This is a genomic window from Larkinella arboricola (genome assembly GCF_003259745.1).
Classification (GTDB): domain Bacteria; phylum Bacteroidota; class Bacteroidia; order Cytophagales; family Spirosomataceae; genus Larkinella; species Larkinella arboricola.
Map to the genome: position 1 here is coordinate 307,320 of NZ_QLMC01000003.1, position 23,147 is coordinate 330,466.

20 protein-coding genes are annotated in these 23,147 nt (G+C 52.5%); 11 read left to right on the forward strand and 9 right to left on the reverse strand.

Annotation, left to right across the window (positions count from 1 at the left end; genetic code table 11):
* The first annotated feature begins 43 nt into the window (after window positions 1-43).
* The 4 genes from LX87_RS12675 (at window position 44) to LX87_RS12690 (ending at window position 5,449) form a co-directional block, all read left to right on the forward strand.
* The gene (locus LX87_RS12675; protein ID WP_111628612.1) at window positions 44-1,252 is read left to right on the forward strand and encodes an argininosuccinate synthase; all 1,209 of its coding nucleotides are present in this window, start codon (window positions 44-46) and stop codon (window positions 1,250-1,252) included.
* Window positions 1,253-1,352: 100 nt separating this feature from the next.
* The gene (locus LX87_RS12680; RefSeq protein WP_111628613.1) at window positions 1,353-2,603 is read left to right on the forward strand and encodes a glycosyltransferase family 4 protein; all 1,251 of its coding nucleotides are present in this window, start codon (window positions 1,353-1,355) and stop codon (window positions 2,601-2,603) included.
* Entirely contained in the window at window positions 2,600-3,583 is a 984-nt protein-coding gene (gene argC / locus LX87_RS12685; RefSeq protein ID WP_111628614.1) for an N-acetyl-gamma-glutamyl-phosphate reductase, read from the forward strand. The genes LX87_RS12680 and argC overlap by 4 nt, the downstream gene beginning before the upstream one ends.
* A gap of 159 nt (window positions 3,584-3,742) precedes the next feature.
* Window positions 3,743-5,449: an AMP-binding protein gene (locus LX87_RS12690; RefSeq protein ID WP_111628615.1), complete on the forward strand. Its 1,707-nt coding sequence runs from the start codon at window positions 3,743-3,745 to the stop codon at window positions 5,447-5,449.
* 34 nt (window positions 5,450-5,483) lie between these two features.
* Here LX87_RS12690 and LX87_RS12695 read toward each other — a convergent pair whose 3' ends face one another.
* Window positions 5,484-5,930 (reverse strand): LytR/AlgR family response regulator transcription factor, encoded by a 447-nt coding sequence (locus tag LX87_RS12695; RefSeq protein WP_111628616.1) that lies wholly within the window; start codon window positions 5,928-5,930, stop codon window positions 5,484-5,486.
* Window positions 5,931-6,148: 218 nt separating this feature from the next.
* Here LX87_RS12695 and cysM point away from each other — a divergent pair, with 218 nt between their 5' ends.
* The 4 genes from cysM to lolA1 all read left to right on the forward strand — a co-directional run bounded on the left by cysM (window position 6,149) and on the right by lolA1 (window position 11,526).
* Complete coding sequence (gene cysM / locus LX87_RS12700) at window positions 6,149-7,024, forward strand: cysteine synthase CysM (protein ID WP_111628617.1); 876 nt, start codon at window positions 6,149-6,151, stop codon at window positions 7,022-7,024.
* A gap of 118 nt (window positions 7,025-7,142) precedes the next feature.
* Entirely contained in the window at window positions 7,143-8,186 is a 1,044-nt protein-coding gene (locus LX87_RS12705; protein ID WP_111628618.1) for a quinone-dependent dihydroorotate dehydrogenase, read from the forward strand.
* Between the two features lie 16 nt (window positions 8,187-8,202).
* On the forward strand, window positions 8,203-10,731 hold the full coding sequence (locus tag LX87_RS12710; protein ID WP_111628619.1) for an FtsK/SpoIIIE family DNA translocase: 2,529 nt from the start codon (window positions 8,203-8,205) through the stop codon (window positions 10,729-10,731).
* Between the two features lie 165 nt (window positions 10,732-10,896).
* Window positions 10,897-11,526, forward strand: a complete 630-nt coding sequence (lolA1, locus tag LX87_RS12715) for an outer membrane lipoprotein periplasmic chaperone LolA1 (protein ID WP_111628620.1) — start codon at window positions 10,897-10,899, stop codon at window positions 11,524-11,526.
* 91 nt (window positions 11,527-11,617) lie between these two features.
* Here the strand turns inward: lolA1 and purQ are convergent, their stop codons facing one another.
* A complete protein-coding gene (gene purQ / locus LX87_RS12720) occupies window positions 11,618-12,307 on the reverse strand; it encodes a phosphoribosylformylglycinamidine synthase subunit PurQ (protein ID WP_111628621.1) in 690 nt (229 codons plus the stop codon).
* Between the two features lie 63 nt (window positions 12,308-12,370).
* A complete protein-coding gene (bshA, locus tag LX87_RS12725; RefSeq protein ID WP_111628622.1) occupies window positions 12,371-13,507 on the reverse strand; it encodes an N-acetyl-alpha-D-glucosaminyl L-malate synthase BshA in 1,137 nt (378 codons plus the stop codon).
* A gap of 189 nt (window positions 13,508-13,696) precedes the next feature.
* Between bshA and LX87_RS12730 the strand changes: the two genes are divergently transcribed.
* Window positions 13,697-14,596 carry a geranylgeranylglycerol-phosphate geranylgeranyltransferase gene (locus LX87_RS12730; RefSeq protein ID WP_111628623.1) on the forward strand — a complete coding sequence of 300 codons (900 nt, stop codon included), beginning with the start codon at window positions 13,697-13,699 and terminating at the stop codon, window positions 14,594-14,596.
* Between the two features lie 19 nt (window positions 14,597-14,615).
* On the opposite strand, the gene LX87_RS12735 is transcribed toward LX87_RS12730, so the two are convergent.
* The gene (locus LX87_RS12735; protein ID WP_111629184.1) at window positions 14,616-15,179 is read right to left on the reverse strand and encodes a hypothetical protein; all 564 of its coding nucleotides are present in this window, start codon (window positions 15,177-15,179) and stop codon (window positions 14,616-14,618) included.
* A gap of 179 nt (window positions 15,180-15,358) precedes the next feature.
* Between LX87_RS12735 and LX87_RS12740 the strand changes: the two genes are divergently transcribed.
* Entirely contained in the window at window positions 15,359-15,739 is a 381-nt protein-coding gene (locus LX87_RS12740; protein ID WP_111628624.1) for a MerC domain-containing protein, read from the forward strand.
* Window positions 15,740-15,752: 13 nt separating this feature from the next.
* On the opposite strand, the gene LX87_RS12745 is transcribed toward LX87_RS12740, so the two are convergent.
* The 5 genes from LX87_RS12745 to LX87_RS12765 form a co-directional block, all read right to left on the reverse strand.
* Complete coding sequence (locus LX87_RS12745) at window positions 15,753-16,856, reverse strand: cytochrome-c peroxidase (RefSeq protein ID WP_111628625.1); 1,104 nt, start codon at window positions 16,854-16,856, stop codon at window positions 15,753-15,755.
* Window position 16,857: 1 nt separating this feature from the next.
* Window positions 16,858-17,664, reverse strand: a complete 807-nt coding sequence (locus tag LX87_RS12750; RefSeq protein ID WP_111628626.1) for an MbnP family protein — start codon at window positions 17,662-17,664, stop codon at window positions 16,858-16,860.
* A gap of 12 nt (window positions 17,665-17,676) precedes the next feature.
* Complete coding sequence (locus LX87_RS12755; protein ID WP_111628627.1) at window positions 17,677-18,870, reverse strand: sialidase family protein; 1,194 nt, start codon at window positions 18,868-18,870, stop codon at window positions 17,677-17,679.
* 20 nt (window positions 18,871-18,890) lie between these two features.
* Window positions 18,891-21,260 carry a TonB-dependent receptor gene (locus LX87_RS12760; protein ID WP_310587910.1) on the reverse strand — a complete coding sequence of 790 codons (2,370 nt, stop codon included), beginning with the start codon at window positions 21,258-21,260 and terminating at the stop codon, window positions 18,891-18,893.
* Between the two features lie 106 nt (window positions 21,261-21,366).
* Window positions 21,367-21,741, reverse strand: a complete 375-nt coding sequence (locus LX87_RS12765; protein ID WP_111628628.1) for a hypothetical protein — start codon at window positions 21,739-21,741, stop codon at window positions 21,367-21,369.
* Between the two features lie 131 nt (window positions 21,742-21,872).
* Here LX87_RS12765 and LX87_RS12770 point away from each other — a divergent pair, with 131 nt between their 5' ends.
* A complete protein-coding gene (locus LX87_RS12770) occupies window positions 21,873-23,072 on the forward strand; it encodes a hypothetical protein (RefSeq protein WP_111628629.1) in 1,200 nt (399 codons plus the stop codon).
* Window positions 23,073-23,147: the final 75 nt, after the last annotated feature.

Here is a 23,147-nt window from a genome sequence, read left to right on the forward strand (position 1 = left end):
GCTCCATAAATTTTAATTTCCATACGTTCCATAGTTCACTGTGATGTCTCAACAAAAAAAAGTAGTTCTTGCGTTTAGCGGAGGTCTCGACACCTCGTTTTGTGTGAAATACCTGTCCGAAGATCTGGGGTATGAAATCCATTCCGTGCTGGTCGACACAGGCGGTTTTTCGGAGGCCGATCTAAAAGCCATCGAAGCACGGGCGTACTCGCTGGGCGTAAAAAGCCACGCTACCATCGCCAAAACCGACGATTACTACCAGCAATGTCTGAAATATCTGGTGTATGGAAACATCCTGAAAAACAATACCTACCCGCTGAGCGTGAGCGCCGAGCGAATTTTTCAGGCCATTGCCGTAGCCGAATACGCCAAAAGCATCGGCGCCAATGCCATTGCGCACGGCAGCACGGGTGCAGGCAATGATCAGGTCCGGTTTGATATGGCCTTTCGGATCATTGCGCCCGACGCTGAAATCATCACGCCCATCCGCGATCTGCGGCTTTCGCGCGAAGCGGAAATTGACTACCTGAAATCGAAAGGCGTGGAGCAGGAATGGCACAAAGCCGCCTACTCCATCAACAAAGGATTGTGGGGAACGTCGGTGGGTGGCCGCGAAACACTGACCTCCAATGGATTCCTGCCCGAATCAGCCTGGCCCACGCAGGTAACCAAAACTGAACCGGAACAAATTACGCTGCACTTCGAAAAAGGCGAGTTGCAGGGTATTGGTGACGAACCCGTTGGCAATCCGATTCAAGCCATCCAGCAACTGACCGAACTAGCGGGCCCCTACGGTATCGGGCGCGACATTCACGTGGGCGACACCATCATTGGCATCAAAGGCCGCGTCGGTTTTGAAGCCCCGGCCCCGCTGATTATTCTGAAAGCCCACCACGCCATCGAAAAACACGTCCTGACCAAATGGCAACAGTACTGGAAAGACCAGATGGCCAACTGGTACGGTACGATGCTCCACGAAGGCCAATTTCTGGACCCCGTCATGAGGAACATCGAAACCTTCCTGGCCGATACGCAAGACCACGTAACGGGCAAAGTACACGTCCTGCTGGCTCCCTACCGCTTCCAGGTGCTGGGCATCGAATCGCCGTTCGATCTGATGTCGTCGACCTTCGGCAGCTACGGCGAAATGAACAACGCCTGGACCGGTGACGACGTGCGCGGCTTCTCGAAAGTGATGTCGAATCAGGTCATGATTTATGAGAAAGTAAAAGAAGCCAATAAGCAAGGATGAGGTAAGAGGTAAGAATTAAGAGTGATGACGGGGCCGCCCGGCGGTTGGCTGAAGCATTAACTCATCACTCTTAATTCTTACCTCATAATTCAAAAAGCCGTTGAACGTAATTATCGACGCCAGTCTTCCGGGTATTGGGTTTTACCACCGTCAGGCCAAAACGGGGGTGAGTCGCGTGGCCGAACAGTTAATCAAAGGACTGCACGAATCGGAGCAGATACAGCTTTCGCTGGCCGCACCGACGCATCAGGCCGAAACCTTACGGTATGCCCGGGAAACCTTCGGAAAACAGGCTCCTCCGCTGGTCAACCGACCGGGCGAACAACGCTGGGCGAAGCTGGAAAATGCCTTGCTCAATCCATTTTCTCCCCAGAGCCTTCCGTCGAAAGTTATCCGGCAGCTTTTTTACCGCAGCCACAAAGCCCTTGCTACGGAACAGGCCCGGTTTTCGGACGATCTGCTGCCCCGGGGCGCTGTTTATCATTCGCCGTTTTTTGCCATTCCGGACGATATTGGCCGAATGCCGCACATCCGCAAGGTGCTGACGGTACACGATCTGATTCCGATTCATCATCCGGAATGGTTTCCGGCGGGCGAACGGGCGGTGAAGGACGCCATTGAAACCTTGCCGCCGGATGCTCACGTCGTAACGGTTTCGCAGGCGACCAAAACGGATTTCTGTCAATTTACCGGTTTTGATCCCGGGCGCGTTACCCCGATTCATCTGGCTGCCTCACCGGACCTGTTTTATCCCGTGACGAATACCGCCCAAATCAAAGCCACCCAACAGCGTTTCGGTCTGGGCAACGAACCGTATCTGCTCACGCTGGCAACGCTTGAACCCCGAAAAAACCTCGATCATCTCATCCGCTGCTTTGTTCAACTGGCCGAAAGTGGCGAGTTGCCGAAGGAAATAAAGCTGGTTCTGGTGGGTACAAAAGGCTGGAAAATGGATCAGGTACTGGGCGAACTGGCGAAAACGGAAAGCATTCGGTCGCGGCTGGTTTTTACCGGTTTTGTGCCGGACGAAGACCTGGCGGCCATCTATTCCGGGGCGCTGGCGTTTGTGTATCCGTCGTTGTTCGAAGGATTTGGCTTACCTCCGCTGGAAGCCATGCAGTGCGGTTTGCCGGTGATTACCTCAAACGTGGCCTCGCTGCCCGAAGTAGTCGGCGATGCCGCTGTTCAGGTCTCCCCCACCGACGCCGATGCGTTGGCACAGGCCATTTTAACGGTAGTTCGCTCGGCTGCCTTACGGAAAGATTTAGCCACGAAAGCTCTGCAAAGGGCACAATTGTTTTCGTGGGAACGTTTTATCAATGAGCACATCAGGCTCTATCAAACCATATGAATACAATCAATATTGGTATTATCGGCGGAGCGGGTTACACCGGTGGCGAACTGCTCCGGATTCTCCTCAATCATCCCAACGCCCACATTGCGTTTGTTCACAGCAAAAGTCAGGCGGGCAAGCCCCTATACAGCACCCACACGGATTTGCTGGGCGATACGGAGTTGAAGTTTTCGGGCGAAGACACCCGCGACCTGGTCAATCAGGCGGGTCTTTCGGTGATTTTTCTGTGCTCCGGCCACGGCGAATCGGCGAAGTTCCTGGCCGAAAACCCCATTCCGGACACCCTGAAAGTGGTTGACCTCAGCACCGATTTCCGCGACGAATCAAATGGTTTTGTGTACGGTTTGCCCGAGTTGCAACGCGAACGCATTCAGACGGCTACCAAAATTGCCAATCCCGGCTGTTTTGCAACCAGCATCCAACTGGCGCTGCTGCCGCTGGCGCAGGCCGGACTGCTCACCGAAGCCGTTCAGGTTAGCGCCATAACTGGCTCGACCGGAGCCGGGCAGGCCCTCAGTCAGACCACTCATTTCACCTGGCGGAACAACAATGTTTCGATTTACAAAGCCTTCACCCACCAGCACCTGAAGGAGATTCGTCAGAGCCTGACGCAATTACAACCCGGTTTCGATCAGTCTATTCATTTCGTGCCGTACCGGGGCGATTTTACCCGGGGAATCATGGCCAACGTCTACACGCCCTACGCCGGAAGTCTGGAGGAAGCCCGCCAGCTTTATGCAACCTATTATGCCGGGCACCCATTTACCCATTTGAGCGATGCTCCGGTGGATGTCAAACAGGTGGTCAACACCAACAAGTGTTTGCTACACCTGGAAAAACACGACGGCCAGTTGTTGATTACGAGCATCATCGACAACCTGACCAAAGGGGCTTCGGGCCATGCCGTTCAGAACATGAATCTGCTGTTCGGCCTGCCGGAAGACGCCGGACTTCGTTTGAAATCCGTTGCCTTCTGACGTCTCTGCGCGTGGCTGTTGCTGCCCTGGGGCGTGTTATCAGAAAGTAAGACCCATTTTACCCAAAACCATTTCATTAGTCCGTAGATAGTAGTCCATAACTACAGGCGCGGTGGTTTCAGGATTTGTCTTATTTTTACAAAAAATATCCCGTAACCCATGAACGATCTGTCGACTGCAAAACCGTATCCCTGGCTGCAATACTATCCTGAAGGTATCCCAGCCGAAATCGATCCTGATGCCTATACTTCGCTGATTGAGTTGATTGACGAGGGTTGCCAGCAGTATGCTGACCGGCCTGCCTACGCGAACATGGGTAAGCAGTTGACGTTCCGGGAAATTTACACGCTTTCCGGCCACTTTGCCTCCTACCTGCAAAACGATCTGAAGCTAGCAAAAGGTGACCGCGTGGTGATTCAGATGCCGAATTTGCTGCAATACCCCGTGGCCCTTTTCGGTATTCTGCGGGCCGGTCTGGTGGTGGTCAATACCAATCCGCTGTATACCCCACGGGAAATGCAGCACCAATTCAGGGATTCCGGCGCAAAGGCCATCATCATCCTGGCAAATTTTGCCGCCAACCTGGAGAAAATCATTGACCAGACCGATATCAGGCACGTCATTATCACGCAGATCGGCGATTTGCTGGGCTTTCCCAAAAAGCAGGTTGTCAACGCCGTTGTGAAATACGTTAAAAAAATGGTACCGGCGTATCATCTCCCGCAGGCGGTTTCGCTCAGCGAGGCCCTCAGCCGTGGAAGCCGTCATACGCTGGAGAAAGTATCGCTGACCGGTTCGGATCTGGCTTTTGTGCAGTATACCGGCGGCACTACCGGCGTGTCGAAAGGGGCCATGCTCTCCCACCGGAATGTGGTGGCCAACACCCTTGCGGGGAATTACTGGATGCAGATAGATCGCATCCCGGCTTCCCAGTGCATCATGATCACCCCACTGCCCCTGTACCACATTTATGCGTTAACCGTCAACGCAATGCTGGCACTGAAAAGCGGCTGTCTGAATGTGCTGATTACCAATCCGCGCGACATGAACGCGTTCATCGACGACATGAAGAAATATAAATTCCACATGTTTGTCGGGTTGAATACGCTGTATAATGGGCTGCTCAATCACCCGCGCATCCGGGAGGTCGATTTCAGTCACCTGCGGATATCATCGGCGGGCGGTATGGCGTTGCAGTCGGCGGTGGCCGAACGCTGGAAAGAACTGACTGGTGTAGTCATCTCGGAAGGTTACGGACTTTCGGAAACCTCCCCGGTTCTGTCGTCGAACCCCTGCGACGGTACAGCCCGACTCGGTACGATTGGTTTGCCCTGGCCGAGTACCGAACTAAAAATTATGCAGGAAGACGGCACGGAAGCGCCAAGGGGTATGCCCGGTGAAATCTGGGCAAAAGGTCCGCAGGTTTTTTCGGGTTACTACAACCGCCCCGAGGAAACCGCTCAGGTGCTGGAAAACGGCTGGTTTAAAACCGGCGACATCGGTGTCATGGACGAAGATGGCTTTTTCCGGATTGTCGACCGCAAAAAAGATATGATTCTGGTGTCGGGCTTCAACGTCTATCCCAACGAAATTGAAGACGTGATTGCCAAATGTCCCGGCGTTCTGGAAGTGGCCTGCATTGGCGTTCCGGACGATAAATCCACGGAAACTGTCAAAATTTTTGTTGTCAGGAAGGATCCTAACCTAACCGCCGACGCTATTTTGAAGTATAGTAAAGATCAGTTGACCAACTATAAGCGGCCGCGTTATATTGAGTTTCGGGAAGACTTACCCAAAAGCAATGTGGGAAAAATCCTGCGACGTCCGCTGCGCGACGAGGAGCTTGCGAAAATGAATAAGAAATAAGGAAAGGCGGTTGAAAAACCGCTTTTTTGCTTATTTAGGCCATAGCATAATAAGCCGTCAGCGGCAGAAACTCCTGCTGAAACGCCACCACCAACTGCATAAACTGCGTTGTTTTCCGACGGGACACTTCAATTTCGTGGCCACTTGTCAGACAAAGCTGCATCCCCTTACCCGGACGAATTTCCTGAAGATACAGGAGGTTGATAATGCTTTTTTTGTGTGGCCGCACAAAAATTTCGGACGAAAGACGGCTTTCCAGCTTCTTTAGGGTCAATGATACGATGAGTTGGGAACCGTCGCTGAAATGCACGATGGTATAATTTCCTTTACCTTCGAGCCACGTGATCCGATAAGCCGGTACTCGTTTGCGTTGCCCCCAGAAAGGCAGGACAATGTCGGGCAGGTTCAGGTGGCGGGTAACGGCTTGTAACTGATATTCGGAGTAACTAGTCCGGGGAGTAGTATGGATCTGTAGTTTCATATACGTAGCCGAATAATTGGTAGATACCACAAAAATGATTGATAATTATCCACAAAAGCAAGGACTTTTCAAAGAACCGCAAAAAAAATTCACTTTTTTTGCTTTTTATCTTTACAATCCCTTTCTCCGCTTATTTTAAGCTTGTAGCCATGGTTTGCAACTTTGAAAAGCAACCTCGTGTTTGATCAAAAATGACCCTACTCTTCATATAAACGTTCATGGCAACCTTATTAGACTTTGTTGGAAATACCCCATTGGTTGAATTAAAGCATGTTAACCCTAATCCGGCGGTTCAATTGTACGGAAAAATGGAAGGGTATAACCCCGGCGGAAGCGTAAAGGACCGCCCTGCCTACAGCATGATTAAAGGAGCCATCGACCGGGGTGATTTACAGCCGGGAGTGAAACTCATTGAAGCAACCAGCGGCAATACCGGCATTGCACTCGCCATGATTGCCCGGCTTTATAACGTTGAAATTGAATTAGTTTTACCTAAGAATTCCACGCGTGAACGCATCCTTACCATGCAGGCTTTTGGCGCAAAAGTCACGTTGATGGAAACCATGGAAAGCGCCCGCGATTTTGCCGAAGAACAAGCTCAGAAAGGCGGCTATTTCCTGCTCAATCAATTTGCCAACCCCGATAATTATCTGGCCCATTACCGTACAACCGGCCCCGAAATCTGGGAAAATACTCAGAGCAAAATTACTCATTTTGTTTCTTCTATGGGCACCACCGGAACCATCATGGGAACGTCCCGCTTCCTGAAGGAACAGAACCCGGCCATTCAGATTATCGGATGCCAGCCCACCGAGGGTTCGCAGATACCGGGCATCCGGAAATGGCCGGAGCAATACCTGCCTAAAATCTTTGACCCCGGGCGCGTCGACCGGGTAATGGAAGTATCGCAGGAGGAAGCCACGCTCATGACCCGCCGACTCGCCCGCGAAGAAGGTATCTTTGCCGGTATGAGCAGCGGAGGAGCGGTTCATGCCGCCCTTAAACTGATCGAAGAACTGACCGAAGGAGTGGTCGTCTGCATCATCTGCGACCGGGGCGACCGGTATCTGTCGTCCGACCTGTTCGGCGAATAATCAGACACTATTGCAAATCAGGCAGGATTGGCGGGGCTGACACGAAATCGTACCGTCTGTAATCATTTATCCATCCGGCGGCTTGCACGGCAACCCCGCCGTTCTGTACATTTGTGTTATGTACAAGCGCGTCATCCTGCCTCTTCTTTTTCGCTTTGATGCTGAACAGATTCACCATTTTGTCACCTCTTTTCTGAAAATTTCGCTGGCCATCCCGGGTTTTCGCTGGCTGGCCCGGCAGTTTTTCACCGTTGACGACCCGCGGCTGAAGCGGGAAGTTTTTGGCATTTCCTTTCCCAATCCCGTCGGTTTGGCCGCGGGTTTCGATAAAAATGCCGAGTGGGTCGATGAGCTGGCCTGCCTGGGTTTTGGCTTCCTTGAAATTGGTACCGTTACGCCCCGCCCCCAACCCGGCAACGACCGCCCCAGGCTATTTCGTCTGAAAGCCGACAAAGGGCTCATTAACCGCATGGGTTTCAACAATGAAGGCGCGAAAGCGGCTGCCATTCGATTACGCAAACGAAAGTCGGGCCCGCGGCTGATCATCGGCGGCAACATTGGTAAAAACAAAACAACGCCAAACGAACAGGCACTGGACGATTACCTGGCCTGTTTTCATGATCTGTACGATACCGTCGATTATTTTGTCGTTAACGTCAGTTCACCCAACACGCCGGGGCTTCGGGCTTTGCAGGAGAAAGAACCCCTGATGGCACTGCTCCAGCGGTTGCAGGACGAAAACCGACGCAAACCCGTTGCCAAACCGATTCTGCTCAAGATCGCCCCCGATCTGACCGACAGCCAGCTGGACGACATCATCGAAATTGTTCGCACCACCCGGATTGCCGGGATCATTGCCACGAACACCACCATCAGCCGCGACGGCTTACAGACCGACGCCCAAACCGTTGAAAAAATGGGCATGGGTGGCGTCAGTGGAGCGCCCCTGAAAAACCGTTCGACGGAAGTCATTCGTTATCTTTGTCAACAGTCGGGTCATGCATTCCCGGTTATCGGCGTTGGCGGCATCGCTACTGCGGAGGATGCGCTCGAAAAACTGCGGGCCGGAGCCAGTTTGGTGCAGGTCTACACAGGGTTTATTTACGAAGGCCCTGCGTTAGCTAAACAGATTTGCAAAGTATTGGCAGAAGAGGTAGATTAATGCAGTTTATACAAAGATGACACAACCCATCAACCGACAAAACACCCCTCGGACTGAGCGGACGAAAGCGCGCCCGGCGTCGGTTTCGATGAAATGGCCTACTTTTCAGGCCGATCAGCGGTCAAGGCTGGCTTTCGGCGGGTTGCTGATGCTGCTGGCCGTTGGGCTGACCGTGGCCTTTTGCTCCTACCTGCTGACCGGGCAGGAAGATCAGAGTGTCCTGAGTACCGTAACCGATTCATCGTTGCGCGAATCGGGGGGCGAAATGCGTAACTTTCTGGGCGTTCTGGGGGCCTTCATCGCCCACGTGTTCATTTTCCGCTGGTTTGGCGTCGCTGCGTTGGGGCTACCCCTCATTCTGTTTCTGGCGGGCTGCAAACTCGCCTTCAACCGTGAGTTGCTGCCACTCAGCCGGACCACCAAAGCTACGCTGTTCTACATGGCCTGGTTCAGCTCACTGGCGGGTTATATCGTGCTGGCCACCGATGCGGTCGGTGATGGCAGCGTCTGGTGTGGCGGTATTGGTTACGAAGTAAACGTCTGGCTGTTTAACCTCATTGGCTGGGGCGGTCTTGCCATCATCGGTTTTGCGCTGTTCCTGTTCCTCGTCTTTTTCTACGGAATGACCAAACTTCCGTCTGTTTCCTTACCCAAAAAACCCGCTGCAAAATCCGGCCCTGTTTACGATGATGCGGAGGCAGACGAGGAAGAGGCAGACGAGGACGAAGACGAGGTTGAAGATTTTATCGACGTAAAAGCCAGGGTCAACAGCGTTCCTAAACCGGTGCAACCGCCCGTTGTTGAGACGCCCGAACCAGTCGAGGAACCTGAACCCGAGCGCCAACCCGAGCCTAAATTTGAAAAAGTGAACGGTACAGGTAGCTCGCCAAACCCGGCCGCAAAAAAACCGCTGACCTTTACCATTTCCGATACTACGTCGATTGAATCGTCGGCGGAACCCGCCCAACCCGTTGCGGAGCCCTACGCCGGGCCAACCGATGAGGTTGACGAAGATGCGTTGAAACTGCACGGTTTATACGATCCGACGCTCGATCTGCCCCGTTACCTGTTCCCGACCATCGAGCTACTGACCGAATATCCGGAAAATCAGAAAGCGCAGGTTTCGGCGGAAGAACTGGAAGCCAACAAAGACCGGATTGTTGATACGCTCCAGAACTACGGCATCACCATCGACAGCATCAAGGCCACGATTGGCCCGACCGTTACGCTTTACGAAATTATTCCGGCAGCGGGGGTCAGAATTTCCAAAATCAAGAGTCTGGAAGATGACATTGCGCTGAGTTTGGCAGCCCTCGGTATCCGGATCATTGCCCCAATGCCGGGCAAGGGGACCATCGGTATTGAGGTTCCGAACAAAAACCGGGAGATGGTGGCCATGCGGTCGGTAATCAGCACGGAGAAGTTTTCCAAGAGCAATTTCGAGCTACCAATCGTGATGGGTAAAACCATCTCCAACGAGATTTTTGTGGCCGATCTCGCCAAAATGCCCCACTTGCTCATGGCCGGTGCTACCGGACAGGGGAAATCCGTGGGTCTGAACGTACTGCTGACCTCGCTGATTTATAAAAAGCACCCGTCGCAGCTCAAACTCGTGCTGGTCGATCCGAAAAAAGTGGAATTGACCCTGTTTAATAAGCTCGAACGGCATTTTCTGGCCCAGCTTCCCGACAGCGACGAGCCGATTATCACCGATACGAAGAAGGTCGTCAACACGCTCAATTCGCTGTGTATCGAGATGGACAACCGGTATAACCTGCTCAAAGATGCGCAGTGCCGCAACCTGAAAGAATACAACGCGAAGTTTATTCAGCGCCGGTTGAACCCCGAACGAGGACACAAGTTTTTACCCTACATCGTGCTGGTTATCGACGAGTTGGCCGACCTGATGATGACAGCGGGCAAAGAGGTTGAGCAGCCCATTGCCCGGCTGGCGCAGTTGGCGCGGGCCATCGGTATTCACCTCGTGGTGGCGACGCAACGGCCTTCCGTCAACGTTATTACGGGTTTGATCAAGGCTAACTTCCCGGCGCGGCTGTCGTTCAAGGTAACGTCCAAAATAGACTCCCGGACCATTCTGGATACGGGCGGGGCTGAGCAGCTGGTCGGCATGGGTGACATGCTGTTTTCCTCCAACTCCGACATCATCCGGTTGCAATGTCCGTTTGTGGATACGAACGAAATTGAAGAAATCTGTGAGTTTGTGGGCAACCAGCGCGGCTACGATTCGTCCTACAACCTGCCGGAGTTTGCCGGTGACGATTCAGGCAACAGCGAGGAACGCGAAATTGATCTGGAAAACCGCGATCCGATGTTTGATGAAGCCGCCCGTTTGGTAGTCAATCACCAGCAGGGCAGTACGTCGCTCATCCAGCGCCGTCTGAAACTAGGCTACAACCGGGCCGGTCGTCTCATCGACCAGTTGGAAGCCGCCGGTATTGTGGGTGCCTTCGAAGGCAGCAAAGCCCGCGAAGTGCTGGTTCAGGATATGAACACGCTGGAAGAAATGCTCAAGAACATGAATTAACCGAAAACGGACGGAACCTCTTCGTCCGTTTCTCATTTCTGTCGCTTCTCCCCTTTTCGCTCGATTAAACTTTTTCCCTTAAATCTTGTCTACCTACAAAACGGTCAGCAACTTTGCGGGCGGTTTTGAGAGAAACAACCCAGCATTTCATAAAAGATAAATCACATGAAAAAAGTAGCCTTATTATGGGCGTTAATGGTAGGATTAGTATACCCTTCGGTAGCGCAGAAAGACAAGAAAGCGTCGGAGATTCTGGATGCTATGAGCAAGAAATACCAATCCCTGAATTCTTACAAAGCCACCTTTAGTTATGCGGGAGAAGGCGGTAAGTACAAAGGTGATCTGGCGGTCAAAAAAAACGCCTTCCGGCTGAAACTGGCCGGGCAGGAAGTGTTCACCGACGGCAAAACAATGTCGACATACATTAAGGAAACCAACGAAGTGAACGTGCAGGACTACGACGCCGGATCGTCCGGTGAATTTAACCCGACCAAGATTTATTCCATCTACAAGCAGGGCTATAATTATAAATACATCGGCGAACAGAAACAGGGCGGGCAACCGGTTGACGTGGTGGAACTAACGCCGGAAAAGAAAAACACGCAGATTACGAAAGTACAAATTGCCGTCAACAAGAAAGATAAATCCGTGAAAGGCTGGAAACTAACCGACAAAAGCGGCAAAGTAACCAGTTATACAATCGACTCGTTTACGCCCAACGTAGCCATTGCCGATACCTACTTTGTGTTCGACAAATCGAAATATCCGGGCGTTGAAGTCGTGGATCTGCGGTAAGCAATACCGGGTCCGGCTTCTGAACGAATAGGTATATCACACAAAAGGCGGCCACGAGGGACCGCCTTTTTTATTTTTCGGTGAGTTGGTTTTATACCAGCACCGCGTTCAGCAACTGCTCCAGAATCAACCGTCCGTCGGTATTACCCAGCATCGGATCGGCAGCCCGCTCGGGGTGGGGCATCATGCCAAATACATTTTTACGTTCGTTCGTCACACCCGCAATATTGTCCAGACTGCCGTTCGGGTTGGCTTCCTCCAGAATAGTACCGGCTTCGTTGCAATACCGGAAAATAACCTGATCGTTGTCGTTCAGGCGCTTCAGCGTATCGGCGTCGGCAAAATACCGTCCTTCACCGTGGGCGATAGGAATTTTATAAGCTTTATCTTCCAGCTCCGCCGTCACCAGCGCACTTTTCGATTGCGGACGGAGGTAGATGTTTTTGCAGGTATATTTCTGGTTTGTGTTCCGCAGCAGCACACCCGGTACCAGCCGCGCTTCGGCCAGAATCTGGAAGCCGTTGCAGATACCCATCAGGTAACCGCCCCGCTCGGCGTGCTTGATCACCTCATTCATGATGGGTGAAAACCGGGCTACGGCACCCGTACGCAGATAATCGCCGTAGGAAAAACCGCCCGGCAAAATGATAAAATCACAGCCTTGCAGATCGTGATCTTTATGCCATAGCTTGACAACGTCCTGTTTCAGTTGATCGCGCAGCGCGTGAACCGCGTCGTCGTCGCAATTAGAGCCGGGGAATACTACTACACCGAATTTCATAAGTCCTTGATTTACCCACAAAGTTAACATTTCTCAGGCAGAAAGTCACCCGGAAATGCAATTTCAAACCAATGCCTGGCTTTCCTGCACCACTTTTTCGTAGTACGCTTCATACAGCGGCAGAATACGCGAAATCTCAAACTCCTTGGCCCGCTCCAGCGCATTGTGTTTAAACGTCGGCAGGTTATTATCGTCTAGAATGAACAGGGCATTTTTGACCATATCGTTGATATCGCCCACGTTGCTCAGAAAACCCGTTACGCCCTGCACATTTAATTCGGGCAAACCACCGGCATTGGACGTAATCAGCGGTACTTCGCAGGCCAGCGCTTCCAGAGCTGCCAGCCCGAAACTTTCATTTTCGGAGGGCATCAGAAACAGGTCTGCTACTGACAGCACCTCCTCTACGGCATCAAGTTTCCCCAAAAACCGTACATCGCCGTAAATACCCATATCCCGGCATAATTTCTCAATCCGGGGCCGCTCCGGCCCGTCGCCCGAAAGCAACAATTTACTGGGTATCTGCTGGTTGATCTTATTGAAAACGTGAACCACATCGTCGATGCGTTTCACCCGCCGGAAGTTCGAGGTATGAACAATCAGCTTCTCGTCATTGGGACAGATGGCTTTTTTGAAATGATCTTTCTTCTGGCGTTTGAACCGGTCGAGGTCAATGAAATTCGGAATCACCTGAATATCGCGTCGAATCGCAAACTGGTCCAGCGTTTCCTGCCGGAGTTGCTCCGAAACCGCCGTTACGCCGTCCGACTCGTTGATGCTAAAGGTCACGACGGGTTCGTACGACGCATCTTTCCCGACCAGCGTAATATCGGTTCCGTGGAGGGTGGTTACAAACGGCACATTCCGGCCCTGCGACCGCAGAATCATCTTCGCCATGTAAGCCGCCGACGCATGTGGAATGGCATAGTGAACATGCAGTAGATCCAGTTTTTCGTACTGCACCACATTGACCATTGCGCTCGAAAGCGCCGACTCGTAGGGCGGAAACTGAAACAGCGGATAAGTCGGTATATTTACTTCATGGTAAAAAACGTTCTCGCTGAAAAAATCCAGACGGGGCGGTTGCTGATAGGTAATAAAGTGAATTTTATGGCCGGCTTTCGCCAGCGCCTTGCCCAGTTCGGTCGCTACCACACCACTTCCCCCGAACGTCGGGTAACATACGATGCCAATTTTCATAAATTCGATAAACGAAGGAGTGATGGAGCGACGGAGTGACGTCAATCACTCCCTCAGTCTTCAATACTTCACATAACACGAATTGCTGTCAATTGTGTTCACGGATTCGGTCGGACGGAGAAAGATTTTAACGGTGCCACGGATTCGGTCCGGAAACCGTATCTTTGGTATTGAATGTCTCGTTTGGCCATGAACCCTAAAGTTCGGAGCAAAGCCGCCCGCACGGGTACTCCGCCGTTTTACGTATTTGTATTGGGATTTCTACGGTTGATCCGGGTGCAGAACCTGCTGATCATCGTGGCTACTCAGTATTTTGCCCGGCTAACGCTCATCGGCCCGCGGGGTGACTGGCCCAGCCTATTGCTGGACACCAAACTCTTTTTGCTCTCGTTGTCAACGGTTTGCATTGCCGCAGCCGGTTACATCATCAACGATTATTTCGACATTAAAATTGATATCATCAATAAACCGGACCGGGTTATTATCGGACGGTATCTGAAGCGACAGATTGCGATGGGTGCCCATCAGGCCCTCAATTTCCTGGGCGTAGTCATTGGTTTTTACCTTAGCAAATGGATCTTCGTGGTCAATGTCCTGTCGGTAACGCTGCTCTGGTTTTACTCGTCCACATTCAAACGGCAACCGTTCATTGGCAACCTGATTGTGGCGTTTCTAACGGCGCTGGCGCTTATTGTGCTGGCGGTTTATTACCGGAAACAGGTGGACCTGCTGCTGATTTACGCCCTGTTTTCGTTTGTGATTACGCTGGTTCGGGAGATTATCAAGGACATGGAAGATGTAAAAGGCGACGCCCGGTTTGGTTGCCGGACGCTGCCCATCATCTGGGGACTCCGCCGGACCAAACAGGTGCTGTACGCCATTATTGCCACCTTCATCATTTCGCTGTTTACCATTGCGTATTTCCTGCAAAACCAGCAATTGACCTGGATGTTTGTGATTCTGCTCATCCCGATTGCGTGGCTCGTTTACCGGCTGGTCAGGGCCGACACCAAGCGGGATTTTGCCTACCTGAGTTCCCTCTGCAAACTGATTATGCTCATCGGCGTTGCCAGCATGGCGTGGGTGTAACCACCGTTTGTGGGATCGACTACTGCACCGTCAAATCGAACGTCAGATCAACATCGCTGGTACCCGGTCCGGCAGTACCGTCTTTCGTACCGGCCTGGTGCCGCAGTTGAACGCGCAGTTTGCCCGCTGCGGCCGCGTTGGTTTTGAGCGTTCCTTTCAAACCGATGGGCAGGTTGTTGGCGTCTTTGTCGGCGTAGGTATAGGTGGCCAGCGTAGCCGGGTTTGTGGTAAAAACAAATAAATGCTCGTCACTTTCTTCCGCCACCTCATCCGAAATGTTTTCCGTCGGGGTTTTGCTTTCGTCCAGCAGTTCCACCGTCAGGTCGTAGGGGGTGTTCGGCTTGAGCGTGATTTTGTCAAATCTGGTCGGTGCCTGCCCCCCATCGCCGTCTTTGTCCTGCCACAAAAAGGTCTGGCTCGTGGTCGTGCCCTGCTCCGTGAATGTCAGATTGACAGTGGTGATCAGTTCGTTTTCGTCGGCGGGTTGTGGCTCATCGGCCTTGTCATTGCAACCTGCCAGCAGCGTCATCGACGCTCCCAGCATGATCATCCATAGCCGGCTACGGGTTTCTTTTCTGGTCATACTCATTCTGTTTAACGGTTTTGATCGGCCTTCTGTGGCGGTTTTCTTGGCCTGAACGATGGCAAAAGTAGCAATGCGCAACAAGGTTGCAAAAATAAATGCAACTTTATTGCAAAAATCTTGCCCCATACAAAACCTTCCGCTTATTTTGCAGGCCAAACACACCAGATAAAAAGACTATGAGAGTGGAAGAGCTAAACCGTAAGGCCGATTATATTGGAATCAGTGGGTCTATTTTGTGCATTATTCACTGCCTCATTACCCCAGTTTTACTGGTTTCAACGTCGTTTCTGACGAACGATACCGTTCGGATTGGCTTTCTGAGCCTGGATTACGTGTTTATTGGTGTCAACGCGCTGGCCGTCTATTTCGCCACACGGCATTTTACCACGCCCGCCGTCAAGATTGGTTTGTGGTTTTTCCTGAGCGTTTTTGCCCTCGCCATCCTGCTGGAAGATGTCAGCGAAACGTTTGAATACATCGGTTATGCGGCCTCGCTGGGCCTGGTATTGACCCATCTGACCAACATCCGGCTGCATCGGCTACGGCATGTACACTGAAACCGTCGGTCTTTCAATCCGGCTGAAAATTCCGGTTTTCCAGAAATTCGTAATCCGTCAGCGTCCGGAGGAAAGCAATAATGTCGGACTTTTCATTTGGTGTCAGCGGGATGCCGGGTTTCCCGTTTTTCTTCAGCAACGGGTCCAATTGGGGCGTATCCTGAACATCGTTGATGTAATGCTCCAGCACCTGCTCCAGCGTCAGAAACCGACCATCGTGCATATAGGGTGAAGTCCGCTCGATGTTCCGCAGGCTCGGCACCCGAAATTTATTGTAATCGTTCAGGTTCAGCGTAATCTGATACCGGCCCAGATCGTAGTCTTTGCTGTTCGCCAACTGCTGCCGTAAACCATTGTTGCGGTAACGTTGGTCGGTAAACAACTCACCCTTATGGCAGCCCGCGCAGTGTTCCTGAAACAGCGACAATCCGCGCGATTCCTGTTCGGTCAAACTTACCCCGGCTTCTTTGCGGGCAAACTTGTCGTATTTGGAGTTGGCCGAAACCATCGTCAGCATGAACTGCGACAGCGCTTTCATAAACCGCTCCGTCGTTACTTCTTCGGTTCCGAAAGCCGCTTTGAACAGGGATGGGTACTGCCCGCTCGTCCGAACTTTCTGCAACACATTGGCCAGCGAATCCCCCATTTCGACCGGGTTCTGGATGGGTGAAATCGGCAGCAGGTCCAGATCTACAATACCGCCGTCCCAGAAAAAAGCTTCCTGCCAGGCCACATTCTGAATACCGGGTACGTTACGGGTGCCGATTTTGTCGCCAATACCGTGGCTGAGTGCGTGGTCGTTGTGTGCAAAACCGGCCGTTGGCTGGTGACAGAATGCACAACTGATGCTCCCGTCCTTCGATAACAGGCCGTCGTAGAATAAGGCTTTGCCAAGCGCCACGCCCTCCACCGTCAGCGGATTTTTGCTCAGGTCATAGTGCGGATCGCCGAAATTGGCCGGTTTTTTCCAGTTGTAAGGTGTCGTCTGAAACTCAACGGGTTTGGTGCCCGGGTCGGGTTCAATCGGCCCGTCTTTTCCGCCATCGCTCTGACATGCAACCGTAAAGGCGTAAAAAATAAGGGAAGCCAGTATGCCGACGTATTGCCAAGACTTCATATCAATCTGCCTGAACGTTACCGATGCTAAACATTGTCGCGTAATTGGCGGCCACTTCCGCCGACTGCGAAGATACCATGATTGTCGGCGATTGGGCAATGCTGAGTGGTTTAATACCGTCGAACAGCTTCATTACATCGGCTTTCACCTGTACCGCCGTTGTGCCATCCGCCGTAATGCGGACGGGCGTACTCTTTGACGACAATTGAATGACTTTCAGGTTGTTGATTGTCTTTGATTGGTAACCACCAAACAGCCCGATGTGGTACGTAAAATTCTGCTTACCCGTGGCATCAGTTGGTGCTGCGGTCGATGTACCTTCCAGTTTGAGAAAAATGTAGCCCGAGTTCCAGTCCCAATACATCCCCGAAGCTGTCCCGGCCGGATCGAGCGCCCCGGTTCGTTTCTCGATGCCCATTGTGTTGCGCAGACTGTCTACTCCCACCACAAAGGTAATACCGGTGTAATCGTCTGCCGGAATGTTCCGAAGCGAAAGGGTTTGTGATGCGGTATTGCGCTCGGACACCAGAAAATAACTGCTGTCCTGGAGCACGACATACTCCGACCCGTCCGCTTTTTTCAATGTAATGTTACTGATAAAGTAATCCAGTTTGGTCACGACAAACGGTTCTCCGCTGCCGTTGGTGTAAGTGGTATTGTCCAAGTTTAACTCCTGTGTTCCGACGACGTTGTCAAATTTCAGTTGCAGCGCCCCGGTTTTCGGTTCGACCGGTTCTTTCTGGCAAGCCACCAGAACCGTTAAAAACAGGAATAAACTTATGATTGAGAGGGAAAAGTGATTTCTCATAATCTGCAACGCTTAAAACGATTCAACCCATCTGCTTACTATAACGCTGTTTTGTCCTTCTTTCTGTTGTTCATAGGCGACTAAAAGCCCCTTTTTTGTTGCTAGAACCACCGGATAAGCGGCATTTACCTCCGTTGGAGTGATGTACGTTACGGGCGTAACCCTGCCATCAACGAGCTTCCGCATCCCAATCCGCTGAATAAACCGGCTCTCACCATCGGCATTTTTTAGCGCCATCGACTCGTCCCAGACCCATACCAGCTGCCCGTTAACGGTGGTCATTTGCGGATGTTTGGTTCGCTCGGACACCCTACTCGCCACCAGTTCCGGAGAGCCTAACCGGGCCAGTTTGATACCCGGCTTGTCGCCACCCGAAAACCAGGTGACGAACAAATCCTGACCCACCTGCGCCACATCCGGACCGGTATGCGGGCAGGCATTGATTTTCCAACCGTCGTTATACACGACTTTCGGGTTCGTAAACGTCCGGCCCCCGTCGGTTGAAACCGCCTGGCTGATGTCGCGGGCACCGTCGTCCAGCAAATCGCGGTACGTTACGTGAATCCGGTTCTGATTATCCACAAACACGTTGGTCCGGCAGCACTGGCAGGCGTTGTCGTCCACCAGCACTTCTTTCCCAAAACCGCCCCCGGCCACGGTTTGCGCAAACTTCACGGTTCGGCCTTCTTTTCCGGGCGCTTTCTCGTCCAGCCAGGCAATACCGATTTCACCGTTGGGCAACCGGCTCACGTTACTGAACGAATGGCCTTTGCCCGGCGTCACATCGCGGTGAACGGTTTTCGGCTCGGCCCAGGTTTGTCCGCCGTCGGTCGACGTTACGTACAGTAAATCGCTGGCGCGGGGTGCATCGGGGGTCGGTTTCGAAACCTCAAACACGGCCAGAATTGTCCCGTCTTTTTTAAATGCTACTTTCGGCATTCCCTCGGCGTGGGTCGAAAAAACCGGGGGCGTTTTGACCCGAATTTTCGGCCCAAACGTTCGCCCACCATCTTCCGATACGGAGAAGTAAAAATGGCTTTTATCCCCTTCTTTTTCGGTCCAGCTCAATACCGGGTTGTTGTGATGGTCGGTGGTCAGGCGGGGTGTTGCTCCGACAAACTGCGGGTTCGAAAGGCGAATTTCCCGAACGGGTTTCTCTACGAAACCAAGCAGGAGAGCCGCAGCAATAAGAATGATGTTTTTCATTTGGGAAATGGTTTTCAGGCTTACTTCGAGAAATTATATTGAATACCGCCTACCAGCGTCCGGGGTGCCGCCGGGGTGTAGGTGGTGCGGTCGGTGGGGTTGTTGCCGCGTGTGGCCGACGTAGCGTAAAGTTCGTTCGTCGCATTCAGCAGGTTCGCAAATACCTCAAACCGCCGGAACGGATACCCGGCCCGCAGGTTGATGACACTGATGCCCCGCCCACCGAACGCGCCCCGGTCGTTATACGAAACCGTGTTGATCTGGTTCTGATACCACGAGCTAATCCGCTGCCATTCCGCCGAAAGCCGTAAGCCTTTGGCCCATCGGGGCTTATAAGTCAATTCCGTATTGGCAACCCAGCGTGGAGCCTGCGGCATATCAAAACCGTTGACGTTTTTTACAGCGTCCGACGCCCGGGTACTCAGGGCAAAATGGACAAACCGGTGGAGGGCGTTCGTGCCGCCAAAACGGAAAAACCATTCGCGGGTCGGGCGATACGTCAGGCTGTACTCAATGCCGCGGTGCAGTGTTTTCCCCGCCGACTGGTAATCGGTGCTGTTGTCGGGCTGGCGGATGTTGAGCAATTCGTTGCGGCCTTCCATCTGGTACAGCGCCACGTCCAGGTAAATCTTCCGGTTCAGCAACGACGCCCAGCCGCCGATTTCGTAGTTGTTGAAATAAGCCGGTTGCAGGTTGTAGTAAAACAGCGGCTCACCCGGCTGGACGTTGGCACGTCTGGTAAAAACTGCCGTCAGACCCGGCGGAGAAAAACCCCGGCTGTAGTTACCGTAAAGCCCGCGGTCCTGCCCCAGATCATACGTTACCCCCACCTTCGGCGTAAATTGACGGTATGCTTTCCGTCCGCTGCTCTGATCGAGGTAATTGTCGTAATCGAACGTCATCTGGTCAAACCGGCCACCCAGCGAAAGCCGTAGCGGTGGAAGTGGATTCAGGTCAAGCTGGGCGTAAACCGCCGAGTTCAGGAGGTCGGCGGCATAATTGGCGAGTTGCAGATCGGGCCGTTCCTGTACCAGCGTATACCGTTCTACCGATTTTTTGTCGGGTCGCAGTTGCGCTTCCAGGTCAATCTGGTAGGCGTTGTAGCTAGTTGGGGATGCATCCACCATCAAACCCGCCAGCAGACGGCTGTTCCAGAACGGTATTCGCTGGCTGTGCTGGGCAATGAGTCCGTAGCTCGTAAACGCGTTGACGTTTATCTGTCCCGTTGCTTTGGTTGACCCGCTCGTCCAGCGAATGCCGTAACTCGGGTTCTGCCCAATTGAATTAGCGCGGTAAAAAGCCGTTACGTAGCTATCGGCGCCGTTTTTCCACTGGTGATCGAGCGTTAGCCGGGCGCGGGTGGCCTTCACGTTCCGGTACGTAAAATCCGATGTCGAAGTGTATTCGCGGTTATAAAAAGCAATGCTATCGACACTGCCGCCGGTCTGGGAATCATAGTCGTTGTACGCAAATGTGCCGGTTAGCCGGGTCCGGCTGGTAAAGGCGTATTCGGCCCGGGCGTTAAACGACGTTTTATCGTAGTCCGAACGGGTTTGCCAGCTATTGCGCTGCCGGGCAAAAAAGCCGCCCGCATAAATCCCGAGCTTTTTGGTCAGCATACCGCCTGCACCGTACTGAATCCGTCCGTAGTTCCACTGATCACCCTGAACGCCAATCCGAAACGTAGGTACAGCCGTAGGACGTTGCGTAATAAGGTTAATAGCGCCCCCTACAGCCTCCGGGCCATACAGCGACGAAGCCGGGCCTTTGACAACCTCCACGGAACTGACCGCAAAGACGTTCATCTCGATCAGCGCATTGTGGTTGAACACGCCCATCGGCCGGAGCGGCAAGCCATCTTCGAGGTACAGAAAGTAGGCAGTTGTGCCAAACGGCTGCCGAATGCCCATACCGTGTTGCTCGTTGTTGTAATTGAGCATCACTACGCCCGGTGTTTTATTGATTAGTTCGGCCAGCAGGGTCGGCTTGGTTTCGTCGATCAGCGTGGGCGACAGCCGGGAGATAGCCACCGGGGCTTCGGTGCGCTTCCGGGCTTCCCGGCTGGCCGTTACCACAATCGTTTGCAGGTTTTCGACTGTGGGTTCCAGAGCAATCGAAAGCGGTTTTTCGGCCAATTTTACGGTTTGCGGCTGATAGCCAACGGCTGAAATCAGGACGTTGGTAGTGATGGAAGTGAAGGAAAACTTGCCGCTGGCGTCGGTTATGGTGCCGGTGGTACGGTCTTCGGACGAGACGCTGACGCCCGCCAGGGGTTCTTTGGTTCGGGCATCGAAAACCGTACCCTGCACACCTGATTGATGCTGACCAAGCAGCCGACAAGGAGCCATTACCACCCAAACTGTGGTAAGCAGCAGATATAGAAATTTCATAAAAACGCAGGTTAAAACAACATGAAGACCGGACCAATGGGCGAATGCCACTAGTCAGAAAGTTGCGGAACAACAACGCCCACCGATGGGCTGCGTTATCGGCTCCTTAAACCCGCGGAGGCTGGAAGGGATGTGATCGTGGGGAAGAATAATTTTTTAACAGATACGTGGGCAACTTTGTTACCGTCCCCACACTTACCTGCCGAAAGCAAAAAGGCAATGTAAGCTGAAAAAACAATTGAAAATCAGGCGTTTTCAGAACACGCTCCGTTGTGGCCTTATCCTGCTGCTCCTGCTGTGCCGTTAATTTCTTGGCCAAATAACATTTTCCATCGCAGTGCAACTGCGGTTTGGCGCGGTTTTCGCACAGGACTTTAGCAATATAATCTTTGTTAGCATGGTAATATGCGATCGTCCCCCACTGACTAAAAGTCGGCAGCAGTGTGGCAACTAACAGAAGGTAAGCCAGGACTGGGCGCATACGGTTACAAAATCCGCGCAATAGTACAAAAAAATGTTAAGATGGTGGCTCAACTGCCTATTGATAAAGTAGCTGAAAATTCGTTAATTCGCATACCGACCGTATATTCTATCGCTTTTGCTTAACCAAAAATGACATTATTCCGAAATGCACTAATTTTTGGTGTGTTTAATTTATTCTGCTCTACTGGTTTCTCGCAGCTGGCGCCCGTGGAAACCGTTAGTGAGGCTTTAACACACATTTCTTCCTCGTCTGTAAAAAGTTCGCTGAACAATCGTCAGCGCGTGTCGGTTGCGGTCGGTATGGAGCAGCAGCTCTTTCCATCGTATCTGCTGGCGCGGGCAACGATGCCCGAAAAAAGCAAAAACTACAAATTAGGCAATGGCGACGGTAACGTATCGGTGATGTTTCATAATCCGGGCCTGAATACGTCGGTTCGGGTGGAAGTGGCCCCGACTCCATTCAGTGACGCGGCCGTTTTTGAAGGCGTTTTGCAGGAAGCCGATCGGGATTACGAAATCTCGCCCCGAATTCCCTGGAATTTTGAAAAACTGCGCGGGCTGCTGCAACCCACGCCCGTCAATTTTACGGTAACTACGTACATCGACAACGAAAAAGTAAGCCATCGTACGGTGGTAGCGACCATGCGGTCCGTCAACGATTGCCCGTACTATTGGGAAGATGACGAAACCGGCTCCGGCGACCTGGATTTGAATTACATGTACGTCGCCTACATTAATGAAGATGATCCGGTGGTGGATGAGGTCCTGAGTCAGGCTCTGCAAAGCGACATTGTAGACGCGTTCGACGGGTATCAAACCGGTGACAAAAAGCGGGTTGACGACCAGGTTTTCTCCATCTGGTACGCGCTTCAGAAACGCGGCATCCGCTACAGTTCAATTTCGACCAATTCAAGCACGGGCGTCTCGCCAAACCTCTACAGCCAGCGCATCCGGAGAATTGACCAAACCTGGAATAACCGGCAGGCTAACTGCGTCGACGGCATGGTTTTGATGGCGTCCGTACTGCGTTCCATTCATATTGACCCCGTGCTGGTGTTGATGGCCGATCATTGCGTACTGGGCTATTACCGCGATGCCGAACACAAGGACCTCGTCTGCCTGGAAACCTCCATGATTGGTGATGTGGATTTGCGCAAAGTAATGTCGGTCCGGCGTCGGAAAGCATCCCGAAAACTATTCTCAGAAGCCCGTCAACGCGCCCAGCGGCATTACCGGAACTCTAAAGAGTTTTTTGAGAAAGATCCGCGCTACCGGGTTATCGTGGTTGCCGACGTCCGCAAATCCGGCATCCGGCCCATCGGACGGTGATCACTTGAAACCATCCTCATTTAAGCAAAAAAGCGGGACTGCTCAGTCCCGCTTTTTTGCTTCCCTAGGTCAAGT